This is a genomic window from Vibrio atypicus, from assembly GCF_009811315.1.
Classification (GTDB): Bacteria; Pseudomonadota; Gammaproteobacteria; order Enterobacterales; family Vibrionaceae; genus Vibrio; species Vibrio atypicus.
Map to the genome: position 1 here is coordinate 423612 of NZ_BLID01000004.1, position 15330 is coordinate 438941.

The 15330-nt window shown below is 44.3% G+C and carries 12 protein-coding genes; 7 read left to right on the forward strand and 5 right to left on the reverse strand.

All coding sequences use genetic code 11. The annotated features are described in order from the left end of the window. Positions 1-41 precede the first annotated feature (41 nt). The 3 genes from aceA to GVO60_RS11440 form a co-directional block, all read right to left on the reverse strand. Entirely contained in the window at positions 42-1355 is a 1314-nt protein-coding gene (gene aceA, locus GVO60_RS11430; RefSeq protein WP_159654092.1) for an isocitrate lyase, read from the reverse strand. A 153-nt stretch (positions 1356-1508) separates the two neighbouring features. Beyond that, entirely contained in the window at positions 1509-3155 is a 1647-nt protein-coding gene (gene aceB, locus GVO60_RS11435) for a malate synthase A (protein WP_162596541.1), read from the reverse strand. Positions 3156-3754: 599 nt separating this feature from the next. Continuing rightward, positions 3755-4660 (reverse strand): hydrogen peroxide-inducible genes activator, encoded by a 906-nt coding sequence (locus GVO60_RS11440; RefSeq protein ID WP_159654096.1) that lies wholly within the window; start codon positions 4658-4660, stop codon positions 3755-3757. Between the two features lie 199 nt (positions 4661-4859). Here GVO60_RS11440 and GVO60_RS11445 point away from each other — a divergent pair, with 199 nt between their 5' ends. Next, complete coding sequence (locus tag GVO60_RS11445; protein ID WP_004413049.1) at positions 4860-5468, forward strand: peroxiredoxin C; 609 nt, start codon at positions 4860-4862, stop codon at positions 5466-5468. A gap of 336 nt (positions 5469-5804) precedes the next feature. Next, positions 5805-6833, forward strand: a complete 1029-nt coding sequence (gene dapD / locus GVO60_RS11450) for a 2,3,4,5-tetrahydropyridine-2,6-dicarboxylate N-succinyltransferase (protein ID WP_159654098.1) — start codon at positions 5805-5807, stop codon at positions 6831-6833. An 82-nt stretch (positions 6834-6915) separates the two neighbouring features. On the opposite strand, the gene GVO60_RS11455 is transcribed toward dapD, so the two are convergent. Next, a complete protein-coding gene (locus GVO60_RS11455) occupies positions 6916-7425 on the reverse strand; it encodes a DUF2867 domain-containing protein (protein WP_159654100.1) in 510 nt (169 codons plus the stop codon). 321 nt (positions 7426-7746) lie between these two features. Between GVO60_RS11455 and GVO60_RS11460 the strand changes: the two genes are divergently transcribed. The 5 genes from GVO60_RS11460 to mltC all read left to right on the forward strand — a co-directional run bounded on the left by GVO60_RS11460 (position 7747) and on the right by mltC (position 13985). After that, complete coding sequence (locus GVO60_RS11460; RefSeq protein ID WP_159654102.1) at positions 7747-8274, forward strand: TetR/AcrR family transcriptional regulator; 528 nt, start codon at positions 7747-7749, stop codon at positions 8272-8274. Between the two features lie 231 nt (positions 8275-8505). Further along, the gene (glpK, locus tag GVO60_RS11465; protein ID WP_159654104.1) at positions 8506-10023 is read left to right on the forward strand and encodes a glycerol kinase GlpK; all 1518 of its coding nucleotides are present in this window, start codon (positions 8506-8508) and stop codon (positions 10021-10023) included. A 176-nt stretch (positions 10024-10199) separates the two neighbouring features. Then, complete coding sequence (locus tag GVO60_RS11470; RefSeq protein ID WP_159654106.1) at positions 10200-10970, forward strand: DeoR/GlpR family transcriptional regulator; 771 nt, start codon at positions 10200-10202, stop codon at positions 10968-10970. A 179-nt stretch (positions 10971-11149) separates the two neighbouring features. Next, a complete protein-coding gene (gene glpD, locus GVO60_RS11475) occupies positions 11150-12697 on the forward strand; it encodes a glycerol-3-phosphate dehydrogenase (RefSeq protein WP_159654108.1) in 1548 nt (515 codons plus the stop codon). Between the two features lie 175 nt (positions 12698-12872). After that, complete coding sequence (gene mltC / locus GVO60_RS11480) at positions 12873-13985, forward strand: membrane-bound lytic murein transglycosylase MltC (protein WP_159654110.1); 1113 nt, start codon at positions 12873-12875, stop codon at positions 13983-13985. Between the two features lie 65 nt (positions 13986-14050). On the opposite strand, the gene GVO60_RS11485 is transcribed toward mltC, so the two are convergent. Beyond that, complete coding sequence (locus GVO60_RS11485) at positions 14051-15235, reverse strand: NnrS family protein (protein ID WP_159654113.1); 1185 nt, start codon at positions 15233-15235, stop codon at positions 14051-14053. Positions 15236-15330: the final 95 nt, after the last annotated feature.

Below are 15330 nucleotides of genomic sequence, written 5' to 3' on the forward strand. Positions count from 1 at the left end.
CTGACTCTTAACTCACTCACAGGGTGCGAATGGCTAAGGGATTAAAATTGGTCTTCTTCCGTTGACCCCGTCAACGCCGTCACTGAAGAGTTACCACCTTGAATCGTGTTGGTCATCTTATCAAAGTAACCTGTACCCACTTCTTGTTGGTGAGCAACGAAGGTGTAACCTTTTTCAGCCGCTTGGAACTCAGGGCGTTGTACTTTCTCAACATAGTGACGCATGCCTTCACCTTGTGCGTAATCGTGCGCAAGTTCGAACATGTTGAACCACATATTGTGAATACCTGCTAGCGTGATGAACTGGTACTTGTAACCCATGTCAGACAGTGCTTGCTGGAACTTAGCAATCGTCTCTGCATCTAGGTTTTTCTCCCAGTTAAATGACGGTGAACAGTTATATGCTAGCAGTTGACCTGGGTATTCCGCATGGATAGCTTCAGCAAACTTACGCGCTTCTTCTAAACATGGCGTTGCCGTTTCACACCAGATAAGGTCAGCGTATGGTGCATATGCTAGACCACGAGAGATAGCTTGGTCGATACCAGCGCGAACACGGTAGAAACCTTCTTGCGTACGCTCACCTTCGATAAAATCTGCATCATATGAATCACAATCTGATGTAATTAGGTCTGCCGCGTTTGCATCTGTACGTGCAATAACCAGTGTCGTCGTGCCTGAAACATCTGCTGCTAAACGAGCGGCTACTAGCTTTTGAACGGCTTCTTGAGTTGGAACCAGTACTTTACCGCCCATGTGGCCACACTTCTTCACTGACGCAAGTTGGTCTTCAAAGTGAACACCAGCCGCGCCAGCATCAATCATCGACTTCATCAATTCGTATGCATTCAATACACCGCCAAAGCCTGCTTCAGCATCTGCTACGATTGGTAGGAAGTAATCGATACCACCTTCAGACTCTGGCGACTTACCATTTGACCACTGAATTTGGTCAGCGCGGCGGAACGAGTTATTGATGCGTTTCACCACAGAAGGAACCGAATCGACTGGGTATAGTGATTGGTCAGGGTACATGGTTGAGGCAGTATTGTTATCTGCCGCTACCTGCCAACCTGAAAGGTAAATCGCTTCAATGCCCGCTTTAGCTTGTTGAACCGCTTGACCACCCGTTAGAGCACCCAAACAGTTTACGTAACCTTTTTTCGCATCACCGTTGACCAGTGACCATAGCTTGTCTGCACCACGCTGCGCGATAGTATTCGCTGGCACCATAGAGCCTCGTAGTTCTACTACTTCTTCTGCTGTGTAAGGACGCTTTACGTTCTTCCAGCGTGGGTTCGTTGCCCAATCTTTTTCCAGAGCTTCGATTTGTTGGCGGCGAGTTAAGTTAGTCATCGGTCTATCCCTCTTTTGATGAGCACTTCTATTCAATAATTTGAGTGCTATGTTTTTTTTTCATCTTTGGCAGTACATCCATCTCCGCCGCAGAAAATTCACGTTATTGTTTGTTTTTGTCGTCATTCTCTAAAGTGAGGATGACAGAGTTCTTTAATCCAAGTAGTCGTAACCTGGAATGGTTAAGAAATTGGTTAATTCATCACTGGTAGTCAGCTTCGCCATTAATTTAGCGGCTTCTTCAAATCGACCGTCGTTATAACGCTCCTGACCCACTTCCTGTTTTACGACCTCTATCTCTTCAGACAGATAGAGCTCAAACAGTTCGTTGGTAACGGTTTGACCGTTATCGAGCGCTTTACCGTGTTGAATCCATTGCCAGATAGAAGCGCGAGAAATCTCTGCCGTTGCGGCATCTTCCATCAAGCCGTAAATCGGTACACAACCATTGCCAGAGATCCACGCTTCTATGTATTGCAGCGCAACGCGAATGTTATGACGCATGCCTTGTTCAGTGATGGCTCCATCGCATGGTGCAAGTAAGTCTTCTGCTGTCACTGGCGCATCTTGACTTCGCGACACATTAAGCTGATTGCTACGCTCACCTAACGCTTGGTCAAACACTGCCAATGCCGTGTCTGCAAGGCCTGGGTGTGCAACCCAAGTACCATCATGACCGTTGCTTGATTCCAGTGACTTATCGTTATAAACCTTATCAAGCACTTGCTGGTTGGTTTGTGGGTCTTTCGCTGGGATAAAGGCGGCCATACCTCCCATAGCAAAAGCCCCACGCTTGTGACAAGTTCGGACAAGTAAACGCGAGTACGCATTTAGGAACGGCTTATCCATTGTCACCACCTGACGATCCGGCAGCACGCGATCGGGGTGTTTTTTCAACGTTTTAATGTAGCTAAAGATATAGTCCCAACGGCCACAATTGAGGCCAACGATGTGCTCTTTAAGTGAGAACAGAATCTCGTCCATTTCAAACACGGCTGGCAAGGTTTCAATCAGAACCGTCGCTTTAATCGTGCCCGTATCTAAGCCAAAGTAGTCTTCGGTAAAGTGGAATACTCTGCTCCACCACTGAGCTTCTGTATGGGACTGCAACTTAGGAATATAAAAATAGGGACCACTGCCTTTTTTCAATAACGCTCTGTAGTTGTTGTAGAAATACAAAGCAAAATCAAACAGGGCCCCTGGGATAATCTGACCGTTAAATGTCACGTGTTTTTCTTTTAGATGTAGGCCACGAACTCGGCAGATTAAAACCGCTGGATCATCTTCCAGCGCATAGTGCTTGCCATTCACCGGGTTGGTATATGAGATGGTTTCTTCAACGGCATCACGCAAGTTGATTTGACCATCCAGCACTTTATTCCAAGCGGGTGCCATTGAATCTTCAAAATCAGCCATGAACACTTTAACGTTCGCATTCAGAGCGTTAATCACCATTTTTCGGTCTGTTGGACCTGTGATTTCTACACGGCGATCTTGTAGATCTTGAGGTATCCCTTGGATCTTCCAGCTTCCTTCTCGGATATCTTGCGTATCCTCTAAAAAGTCCGGCAGCTCACCAGCATCTATAGACGCTTGCTTCTCTTCTCGAGCAGCAAGCAAACCATCAATGTCACTAGCAAACTGTTCACACAGAAGAGATAAAAAGGTTTGGGCTTTAACAGGGAAAATCGCTTGATGTTCTGGCGAAAGGGTACCAGTGACTTCAAGCTTACCTTCGTTAAGAAGGCTTTCTTGGGCTTCTGTTGTTGTTTTTTCTCTATCTGGTGTGTTGGCAAGCATATTCAATTCCTTTCAAGCATATTTTTATTCCGGATTACATTTGTAAGTATCAAACAACAATCAAACATCCAAATTAATTGCCATTAATTCCGGTTTTATCTGTGTCTTGGCTCTACTTTCGCCAACCTTGAATTGGTTTGCAATCTAGACATAAGTCTTATGAGGCCTGCATTTAAGCTATACCAATAAACGTTAGAGTAAAAGGCCTAAAGTAAACAAAACGTTAAATTCAAAGTTTTGTTCCGTGGCTCACAAGTTGTTGATTTTGATCACCATTACGTAATCACTTACGTAATTAAATTACAGTGAAATTAAGTATGTAAAACCGTTTCAAACGCACGTTTGATTTTAAAGAAGGGAGTTAAGCCCCTTTGGAAATAAGGCTTAAAAGAGATATGCAACTACAAGGTTAAACGGTGGGTATTTTTTTTACTGTAAAATTCACATTGTGAAATTTCACAATTTAATGAAAGCTTCATCAAAATTTCTTTGTAAAATTTTACAAGTTAAAGTTCACCAGCAGAATAAAATGCTAAAAAGCACACTAAAACTAGTGTGCTTTTTAAAGAGGTTCTATCAATCTAGGCTAATACTTATCGCTAAAGTAGCTCTGACACCACTTCTGCTAATTGATTAAAAGTGTTTACACGAGATGAACTTGGTCGCCAAACCAAGCCAATATGACGGTGCGCTTGTTGTCCAGGGGCATCGACAATGACCAAATTTTGGTTTTCAATCAAACCATGATCAATCGCCATCTGAGGAATAAATGTTGTTCCCATACCATTCGCTACCATTTGAACTAGCGTATGTAGGCTTGTTGCGGAAAACGGATTAATCTTCTCTTTTTCAGTTAACTGACAAGCTGATACGGCGTGCTCCGTCAAACAGTGCTCTTTCTCTAATAGAAAGACAAACTCATTAGGTAGGTCAGAATAATTGATCGGCGTTCGAATCGCATCCGCTTGATTTTGACTAATGATCATTCGAAATGGATCATTACCAACAATACGACTGTCCATACCATCAATATCTACGGGTAACGCTAGAATAAGGACATCAAGATCACCGTTGCGTAGTGCCGCTAACAAATTTGTGGTGGTGTCTTCTCTCAATAAGAGGTTAAGCAGGGGAAAACGCTGGTTTACTTCCTGAACTAAATCGCACAAAAGAAAAGGAGCAATAGTAGGAATACAACCGACTCTTAACTGCCCTTCCATCTCTTCGCCTTGGCAAAGTCGACCTAATTCAACTAAGTCTTGCCCTTTGGCTAATAATTCGCGCCCTTGCTGAACAACAAGCTCACCAGCTTGAGTAAAAACCAGCGGGCTTTTCTTATCCTTCTTTTCATATAGAGGGCAACCAATCAGCTCTTCCAGATTCTGGATACCTTTACTTAAGGTCGATTGGCTTACAAAGCACTTTTCAGCCGCTTCACTAAAATGACGCGTTTCGTGTAAGGTAATGAGGTAATGTAACTGTTTAAGACTAGGCCACTTATTCATAGAACTATTTATATCTACCAATCAGAAGTTGACCAAGTTAATGAAATCAGACTTATCGCTTTTTTCGATTAACTTAATCTATTTAATTCGCTTTTTTCCATACTACAATCTGTACTATAGTTTGTCCCGTACAAACAAGGACCAAACCAAAATAACTGTTTCAGGTTTGGAACTAACCATAATTTTTAGGAGCAAAAAAATGGTACTAGTAGGTCGTCAAGCCCCAGATTTTACTGCTGCAGCTGTTCTAGGTAACGGTGAGATCGTTGATAACTTCAACTTCGCAGAATTCACTAAAGGTAAGAAAGCGGTTGTTTTCTTCTACCCACTAGATTTCACGTTTGTTTGCCCATCTGAGCTAATCGCTTTCGACAACCGTCTAGCTGACTTCCAAGCTAAAGGTGTTGAAGTAATCGGTGTTTCTATCGATTCTCAGTTCTCTCACAACGCATGGCGTAACACTGCTATCGAAGATGGCGGTATCGGTCAAGTTAAGTACCCACTAGTTGCTGACGTTAAGCACGAAATCTGCAAAGCGTACGACGTTGAGCACCCAGAAGCAGGCGTTGCTTTCCGTGGTTCTTTCCTAATCGACGAAGATGGCCTAGTACGTCACCAAGTTGTTAACGACCTACCACTAGGCCGTAACATCGACGAAATGCTACGCATGGTTGACGCTCTTAACTTCCACCAGAAGCACGGCGAAGTATGTCCTGCACAGTGGGAAGAAGGTAAAGCAGGTATGGACGCATCTCCAAAAGGTGTTGCAGCGTTCCTATCTGAGCACGCAGAAGACCTAAGCAAGTAATTACCTTGCTTAACACGCACCTCAGCTCAAAGGGTGTGGATGGTTGGACGATATAAAGCTAAAAGCATAAGCGCGAAAAGCGCAACGCCAATCAGTTATAAGTAAAGTCTTAATAAAAAGCCCGAAGCACTGCTTCGGGCTTTTTTATACCCGGACAAATTAGACGCTATATACATAAAAAGACAACATATCGCTAAAGAGACAAAAAATATCGGCTTACGGACTTTCTCTAATTCTGCTCTTTAAAGTCGAACACGCTCTCTTTATGATGACTTTAACTTAATATTTGGAAGCGCAAGCAGCGCTTTCTATACGAACACAACATGGAGATTCAACATGGCTTACTTTTCTCTTGCCTTTGGTAGTGCAACGAAAAACCGCGACGGCAAAATCATTGAAGCGTTTTTTCCAAACCCAGTGCTTAACCCAGCAGACGCTCTAGTAGAAGCAGTAGCAAAAGTTGCTGGCTACGAGCAAGGTAACCAAGCTATCGAAATCTCTGCTGCGCAAAGTGCAGAATTAGCAGTAGCATTCGAAGCAAACGGCGATGCAGCAAACGCGTCATTTGCAGCTAAAGCAGCAGAATCTGCGCAGCCACTTGTTCTTGTTGTTCTTGCGACTGATGAGAAACCAGCATCGGTTGCTGAAGGCTTCCTTAAGCTACAACTGATCTCTAACCGCCTAGTTCAACCACATGGCACTGTACTAGACGGCATCTTCGGCCTATTACACAACATTGCTTGGACAAACGAAGGCCCTATCGATCTTCCTGAACTGGCTGATCGCCAAATTGAAGCTCGCCTTGCAGGTCGTGCGCTAAGCGTAGATTGCGTAGACAAATTCCCTAAAATGGTGGACTACGTGGTACCAACAGGTGTTCGTATCGCTGATACTTCACGCGTTCGCCTTGGTGCACACGTGGGTGAAGGCACTACGGTTATGCACGAAGGCTTCATCAACTTCAACGCGGGTACCACTGGCGTAAGCATGGTTGAAGGCCGTATCTCTGCTGGTGTAGTTGTGGGTAACGGCTCAGACATCGGCGGTGGCGCTTCTATCATGGGTACGCTATCAGGTGGTGGTACTGTTGTTGTTTCTATCGGTGAAAACTCACTACTAGGTGCTAACGCAGGTCTTGGTTTCCCACTAGGTGATCGCTGTACTGTTGAGTCTGGTCTGTATGTAACGGCTGGCTCTAAAGTGCGCATGATTGCTGAAGGCCAAGAAGTTGAAGTCGTTAAAGCACGCGACCTAGCTGGCGTTTCTGACCTTCTATTCCGTCGCAACTCAGTGACTGGTCAGATTGAATGTCTTGCGAACAAGACTGCAGTTGAGCTAAACAGCGAACTGCACAGCAACAACTAATCTCGATTAATTTGAGAATCAAGCCGAGCCATATGGTTCGGCTTTTTTGTATCAATACTTTTTACTCGCAATCGACCATCATTTACCGGCTTGCCTTGACTCGATTCAACATGGATCGCACGCTACCAAGCGCAATCAGTTTATGAAATGGAATAATAACAAGCAGATAGAGGTATCCTATCCAACTGTATGTATTGACCAAAGTCGAAAGCGTAAACTGGCCTGGTGCATGTTTAACGACGGAAAGTGACACCTGCATATGCTTGTCTTGGGTGGTACAAATGATCTCATCGTCAGTCATCATTTCAACCTTATGAAGCCCTACCCCCTGCCCGTGTTGTAAATCTTCAACACTCAGTTCAGTTTTACTTGCAGAAATAGCAAAGCCCAACGGCGCTACCAACCGATTCCTTAATGCCATGAGCTTTTGAACAATTAGTGGCAAGTGACCAAATACATCAATGTAAACTTGACTCGGTGAACGTTGTTGATCAGAGATTTCAAAACTTAAAGCATCACTAAATCCTCGTCTCCGTTGACGTCCTTTTAATCCACTTGTGTCCGGTATTCCGCCAGTCTGAATTCTACTCATAGCATCTCCTTGAACAGCTTTTTCAATTCACCCCTTACTTCAGCTCCACCTATAACAGCTAAAAACAGCAGAGCACCAGGTACTAAAACGATCATCAATATAGGCCTCAATACGTAGCTAAAGCAGAGCAAAGCTGGGACAAATATCAACCACCGACATAAAAACAGTACAACTTCACGAACCAAATATTCCATCACTAACCTTCCATCTCTAGTTTTTAAAATAATGAGCACGCTCAATTTTATAAATGAGCGCGCTCAATTTGTCAATAAACCAGTGGAAGAGTATTATTCAGATAGAAATATTTTTGATGAGAACGGCATGAGCAAAAGAGAACAAACTCGTGAGCGAATTTTAGTTGCAGCTTGGCAACTGTTTGAAACACAAGGCTACCAAGAAACGTCGACTCGCCAAATCGCCCGCCAAGCTGGCGTAGCTGATGGAACTGTATTTAGCCACTTTGAAACAAAGTTAACCATTCTGCGTGAAGGGATGCTAAATCAACTTGCTACGCTTTCTCTGCAATCAAAACAACAGGTGGGTTCATCGGCAGACGATGCCTTGAAATTGGGTATGCAGTTTGCCAACACCTATTACGGCTATTACTTTTCCAACATTAATTTAAGCCGTGCTCTACTTAAAGAAGTCATCTGGGATATGGACTATTATCAATCCTTTAATCAGGCTCTATTTGATACGTCGAACTTACCATCAAACATAGTTGAAAAGATGCCATTAATCTTAGACTGCTACTTTATGACTTTAATTACCCACCTAAGTCGTTCTGAACCAAGCCTTGAGCTGGCCTTACAAGAACTTGAACAGAAGTATAAATGCTTAATTTCATAAAATGGGTTCGAACGCGCATTCACTATAGAGAATTCATTACTTTCGATTAACAACTAATTTAACGTTTTATTGACATTTTTATGCTCGAACGCTCATTTTGAGCGTTTTTTTGTTTTCGGATTAAATTTTGTATGGAGAATGAAATCTGAGATGGAAAAACTCTCGCACCAAAAATGCCCTTATTGATTCAATTAACTAAAATAGAAATAAGCGACCACAAGGATTCTTACCATGACTGAGCAAAAGTACATCGTTGCCTTAGACCAAGGCACCACCAGCTCTCGCGCAGTGATCTTAGACCATGACGCGAACATCGTAAGTATATCGCAGCGTGAGTTTACTCAAATTTACCCTCAATCTGGCTGGGTTGAACATGACCCACTAGAGATTTGGGCAACACAAAGCTCAACCTTCATAGAAACCCTTGCTAAGTCAGGGATCAGCAGTGACCAACTAGCAGCTATCGGCATCACCAATCAGCGTGAAACAACCATTGTTTGGAACAAAGAAACGGGGAAACCTGTCTACAATGCAATTGTTTGGCAATGTCGTCGCACAGCAGAAATATGTGAAGAGTTAAAAGCGAGGGGGTTAGAAGAGTATGTTCGTGAAAACACAGGCTTGGTACTCGATCCTTACTTTTCAGGCACTAAGGTTAAATGGATCCTAGACAATGTAGACGGGGCTCGCGAGGATGCGGATGCGGGTAAATTGCTATTTGGTACTGTCGATACCTGGCTAGTCTGGAAGATGACACAAGGCCGTGTTCATGTAACGGACTACACCAATGCATCCCGCACCATGCTGTTTAATATCAACACTCTATCTTGGGATCAAAAACTGCTCGACGAAATGGGCATACCCGCTTCGATGATGCCTGAAGTGAAACGCTCATCAGAGGTTTATGGCCAAACCAATATTGGTGGTAAAGGCGGAACCCGTATTCCGATTGCAGGTATTGCAGGTGATCAACAAGCAGCGCTGTATGGTCAAATGTGTGTTGAAGCAGGTCAAGCTAAAAACACCTATGGCACCGGTTGCTTCCTACTCATGAACACTGGCCAAGAAAAAGTCACCTCTACGCACGGCTTGCTAACCACACTAGCCTGTGGACCAACTGGAGAACCAGCATACGCGCTTGAGGGGGCAGTCTTCATGGGCGGCGCTTCCATCCAGTGGTTGCGAGACGAAATGAAGCTTCTCGCTGATGCGAAAGACTCTGAGTATTTCGCCACTAAAGTCGAGTCATCCAATGGCGTTTATGTCGTTCCGGCCTTCACAGGTTTGGGGGCTCCATACTGGGACGCCTACGCGCGTGGAACGATTGTTGGCTTAACCCGCGGTGTCAGCTCAAATCATATCATTCGCGCCACCTTAGAAGGCATCGCTTATCAAACCCGCGATGTACTGGATGCAATGCAGGCGGACTCTGGGATCAAACTGGCTAATTTACGTGTCGATGGCGGAGCAGTAGCCAATAACTTCTTAATGCAGTTTCAGTCTGATGTACTTGATACCGAAGTACATCGACCTCAAGTCACTGAAGTGACCGCACTCGGCGCAGCCTATCTAGCAGGGCTTGCGGTAGGTTACTGGGATAGTGTTGATGAGTTAAAAAACAAAGCAGTCCTCGATCGCACTTTTGCTCCTCACCATGATGAAGACAAACGTCAGCGTCGTTATAAGGGCTGGAAGAGAGCGGTCAAATGTGCCCAAGTTTGGGCTGAGATGCACACTGAAGACGATTAAACCTCCACAGTTAAAATCATAAAGAGCGCGTCTATTCGCGCTCTTTTTGCGTTTCAACACAGATTCCTTCGACACTCTTCTTCTCACATCGAACAAATTCGCGCACAATAACCCGATATTATTTTCGAATTGGAAGCATTGCATTAGTTCAATGCCCTACCGCACGGGAGCACGAAGTGAAGCAAGTACCTCGACATCAGCAAATCGTTGAGTTGGTTCAAAAACAGGGTTACGTCAGTACGGACGAATTAGTCGAGCAGTTTAACGTTAGTCCGCAAACCATCCGGCGCGATCTAAACGAACTTGCAGATGCGAATAAGATACGTCGCTACCACGGCGGTGCAACCATCCCATTAAGTTCAGAAAACACCTCTTACAACACACGTAAGAGCATGAACTTTAATGAAAAAGACGTCATTGCAGAAGAGGTGGTTAAACACATTCCTGATGGCGCTACACTCTTTATTGATATCGGCACTACGCCAGAGGCCATTGCTAAAGCTCTGAATAAAAACCATAAACAGCTTCGCATCGTCACTAACAACATAAATGTCGCCACCATCTTACTGCCCAACCCAGAGTTCAAAGTGATTCTTGCTGGCGGCGAAGTACGTAACCGCGATGGCGGCATTGTTGGTGAAGCAACCCTAGACTTCATTAAACAGTTTCGTTTAGATTTCGGTATCTTAGGCATCAGTGGTATCGATTTTGATGGATCTCTGCTTGATTTTGATTACCACGAAGTACGTGTAAAACAGGCGATCATTGAAAACAGTCGTAGCGTTTTCTTGGCTGTTGACCATTCCAAATTTGGTCGAAATGCCATGGTTAAGCTAGGCAATATCTCTCAACTGCATATGCTATTTACCGATAAGCAGCCTCCTAAAGAGATTCTTTCTATTCTAAAAGAGCATTCCATTCCTCTTGAAGTCATCAATCAAGAGTAAATTAACCCCAACAACACATAGTTAACCTTTTAGAAACCTCTATTGTTTAATAGAGGTTTTTTTGTGTACAAATCACACAAAACGCTCATAAACGAAAATAATTAATGATCTTAAACGAAAGTACAGTTACGATTCATTTATGTTCAATAATGCTCGTTCGCTCAAAGAGGTCACATTTTATGAGTATCAAACACAATGCAACCACAGCCCCTTTAGATCTAATCATTATCGGTGGTGGCATTAATGGTGCAGGTATTGCGGCAGACGCAACAGGACGTGGCTTATCTGTAGGTTTATACGAAGCTAACGATTTTGCTTCTGCGACCTCTTCAGCCAGTTCAAAACTGATCCATGGCGGCTTACGATATCTAGAACATTATGAGTTTCGCTTAGTGTCTGAAGCCCTAGCGGAACGGGAAGTCTTACTCAGTAAAGCGCCACATATCGCACAACCAATGCGTTTTCGCCTGCCTCATAGGCCATTCCTACGCCCCGCATGGATGATTCGCTGCGGGCTATTTCTGTATGATCACCTAGGTAAGCGCACCACATTACCGGCTAGTCGATCCATTGATTTAGCCAAATCAGGTCTGCTTAAAGCTGAAATGAAAAAAGGATTTGAGTACTCAGATTGCTGGGTCGATGATGCTCGCTTAGTTCTACTTAATGTCATGGCTGCACAAGAAAATGGCGCAGAGATCCGTAACTATTGCCGTGTAGAAAAAGCTATTCGCGAAGGTGACCTATGGCGTGTAACTATATTTGACACCACGACAGGAGAACGTTTTGAGCGCCAAGCTAAAGCCCTAGTTAATGCTGCAGGCCCTTGGGTTAAGCAATTCTATGATGATGGTTTAGAGCAACCTTCTCCACGAAACATCCGTTTGATCAAAGGCTCGCATATTGTTGTGCCGCGTATCCATGAAGAGCCGCAAGCCTACATTCTCCAAAATAAAGATAATCGTATTGTCTTTATGATCCCTTACTTGGATAAGTTCTCGATCATTGGCACAACGGATGTCGAATACAAAGGTGACCCACGTGAGGTGGCAATATCAGAAGAAGAGACTGATTATTTGATCGATATTGTGAACCAACATTTTGTTCAGCAACTCAGCCGAGAGGATGTCGTATGGACTTACAGTGGCGTAAGACCTTTATGTGACGATGAATCCGACTCGCCACAAGCCATCACTCGTGACTATACCCTTGAGTTAGAAGCAGAGTTCGATCAAGCGCCCATCTTGTCTATCTTTGGCGGCAAGCTCACGACGTACCGAAAACTAGCGGAATCCGCGATGAGAAAGCTCGCTCCTTACTTTCCGACGATGGGGAAACCTTGGACAGCAAACCAAGCACTACCTGGTGGTAACTTTAGCTGCAGCCGTGAAGAACTTGCACAAACGATTCAAACACAGTTCCCTTGGATGGCACTTCCACTCATCGAACGATACGTAACTCAATTTGGTAGCTATACATGGAAGTTGTTAGAAGGTATCAATGAAGAAGCTGATCTTGGCATTCAGTTCAGTCAGGGAGCACATGGTGTGTATCAAGCTGAGATTGATTACCTTATTCAACATGAATTTGCTCAGACAAACGAAGACATTTTATGGCGCAGAACGAAACTAGGCTTGTATATGAATGAGGAAGAACAAGCCGAACTGGAGCGCTATATTCAGAATCAACATGCTCAAACCGTCGTGCCCTATTCTCAAGCCGGTTAACTTGCATTCCCCAAGGCAAATAGCGAATATCTTTGCCTTGGGGATTAAACACTCATTCAGCAACCAAGTTTATCGAGACAACAAAAAGGTTTTATTTCAGGCCGTTAACACTCTTCCTTATCATTTTCTTCATACGGCGTGAGCCTTCGATTCTCAACTCCAACTTTGGAACCCAATGAAGAAATTTCTCTTACTCAGCTTACTACTCAGTGGCTGTTCGCTAGCGCCAGAGCAAACTACGCCGCCATGCGATTGTAGTAGCAATGTCCCTAGCTACCCCCAGCCGCCCTCAACGACAGACAAACACAATATAAACCAATTGCTTGCCTATATTAGTAACAAAGCAAAAGAGCGTTGGGGTAAAGATGAATTCGTTGAGGCTGGCAAGCATCGTTATGTAAAGTATCTTGATGGCTATAATACCCGCGCGCATATCGATTTTGCGGCTGGCAAAATTTATGTATCGACCATTGCCCAGCATCAACCCATTGAAAAGCTGCAAAAAGCGATCACTCAAACTTTATTGATGCCCGCCGATCCTCAGCATGCTGAGCTGTTTAGTGATAAAGAAGCGATACTCCGAGGTAAGCCTTTTTTACTTGGGCAAGTGGTGGATCATGAAGGAAAACCCATTGAGTGGCAGTGGCGAGCGAATCGCTATTCAAACTATTTGATCGACACGCAATTGCAGAAAAAGTCGATTCAACGTGGACACGCCTACTACGTAGAAATCAACATGGTGAACGATCACCTTGAGCAACGTGAGTATCAATACGCCGGAATTATCCGTGATGCCGCTAAGCGTTACGACATTCCTGAAGACCTGATTTTCTCTATTATCAAAACTGAGAGCAGCTTTAACCCTTATGCGGTTTCACATGCTGGTGCATATGGATTGATGCAAGTGATCCCTAAGACCGCCGGTGCTGACGTGTTTAATCTTGTCAAAAACAAACCAGGCATTCCAACCAAAGAGTATCTCTTTGATCCTGCTAACAACATAGATACTGGTGCAGCTTACTTTTACATCTTAAAGAACCGTTATTTAAAAGAGGTCAAACACCCAACCTCAAAACACTTCAGCATGATTTCTGCTTATAACGGTGGTACTGGCGGTGTGCTTGCTACCTTTGACTCAGACCGTAAACGCGCGATGGTCAAACTCAATAGCTTAGCGCCAACTCAAGTCTATGATGCATTAACGACAAAACACCCCAAAGATGAAGCGCGCCGATACCTGCAAAAAGTGCTCTATTTCCAGAAAGGATTTAATGAGGGCAAGGTTTAAAAATAATAAAGGCTTGGCACTAACGCCAAGCCTTTTCGTTTAGGCTCTAATAGCTTAATAAGCAACTAGCCTGGGTGACCATCCGCTCTCGGCTTCATAAGCATGGCACCGAAATACCAAATGAAAAGACCAAATGCCACAATCCATAAACCCGCGCTGACATTGACCCACAGCATCATATTGGCGGGATCGAAAGCCACACCTAAACTCCGTACCAATGCCGCCAGTACAATAGCAGCGAATGCAATCGTCATATTGGGTCCTTGGTATATCGCTCGACCTGTATGACCCATGGTGACACGAGAAATCATTGCCAAAATAACCCCACCAATCGCACCTATTGCGAACAAGTGCAGCATGTTGTGACTGGCAAATGGATTGTCTAGTAGACCACGAAGCAGCAAGCTAACAGGAATACACAAATACGTAGCATGCAGTGACCAAACCAAAGGCTCACTCAATGTTCGCCATGGTTGCCACCTCATGACACGAACAAAATGCGCGGCACCAGAGACAATCATCAATGGCTGGCCTAACTCTGCAAAGGTCATTGGGAAAAAGCTGAGAATAAACAGCCCAGCCAATGGCAAGTTTGCTAACCAATCTAGCCAAACGATCGGCTGAGGTTTTTCAAAGTTAAATCGACGCGCGGTAAAGAACGGAATGACTCGGCTGCCCATGACCGACAGTAACAAAGTAAACCACCACAGCATAGCTTGCCACACCGCTGAAGCTGGAAATGGCGGCATGCCTTTTACCGCCGCATAGCTTGCAAAATTAGCAAAGATAGCGAGCACAAACAGCGGAACAAAGAACAGATTTCGCCAACCTTTTGCCTTAACGACTCGGGTCCCCACTTCGAAAGCGGCAAATGCGATAAACAGGGCTTCAATGCTCGATGTTATCCAGAGAGGCGTTGGTGTCCAAAGCAAGAATCTAGGTAGAAGCCAAAGACCCACTAACAGCGCTAATCGATGATGTTTAGTACCATTTATGCCCGTCCAGTTTTGCACAGCAGTAAGGACGAAGCCGACGACAATTGCCATCGCAAAACCAAACAGCATCTCATGGACATGCCACCATAGAGCAGGGACTTGTAAAGCGGCAGGTTGACCAGATTGAAACATCCATACCCAGAGCGCAATCGCGATCACAGCGTAGAGAGATCCTAATAAGAAGAATGGTCGAAAACCTAAACGTAACAGAGGCACAATTGCCTCCTCCACTTTTTTATCTGTAATATTGAGCACTCAGTGACTCCTAAGCCAATAATAATCTTTAAATATACTACTCATGTATCGCAAGAAGCGTTCCATCTTGTATAAGTCTTGATTAATAAGGGCTA

Coding starts and splice junctions, on each gene's coding strand:
- GVO60_RS11445 (WP_004413049.1), top strand. CDS start 4,860: ATGGTACTAGTAGGTCGTCAAGCCCCAGATTTTACTGCTGCAGCTGTT.
- GVO60_RS11440 (WP_159654096.1), bottom strand. CDS start 4,660: ATGAATAAGTGGCCTAGTCTTAAACAGTTACATTACCTCATTACCTTA.
- glpD (WP_159654108.1), top strand. CDS start 11,150: ATGAGTATCAAACACAATGCAACCACAGCCCCTTTAGATCTAATCATT.
- aceB (WP_162596541.1), bottom strand. CDS start 3,155: ATGCTTGCCAACACACCAGATAGAGAAAAAACAACAACAGAAGCCCAA.
- glpK (WP_159654104.1), top strand. CDS start 8,506: ATGACTGAGCAAAAGTACATCGTTGCCTTAGACCAAGGCACCACCAGC.
- mltC (WP_159654110.1), top strand. CDS start 12,873: ATGAAGAAATTTCTCTTACTCAGCTTACTACTCAGTGGCTGTTCGCTA.
- GVO60_RS11455 (WP_159654100.1), bottom strand. CDS start 7,425: ATGAGTAGAATTCAGACTGGCGGAATACCGGACACAAGTGGATTAAAA.
- GVO60_RS11460 (WP_159654102.1), top strand. CDS start 7,747: ATGAGCAAAAGAGAACAAACTCGTGAGCGAATTTTAGTTGCAGCTTGG.
- dapD (WP_159654098.1), top strand. CDS start 5,805: ATGGCTTACTTTTCTCTTGCCTTTGGTAGTGCAACGAAAAACCGCGAC.
- aceA (WP_159654092.1), bottom strand. CDS start 1,355: ATGACTAACTTAACTCGCCGCCAACAAATCGAAGCTCTGGAAAAAGAT.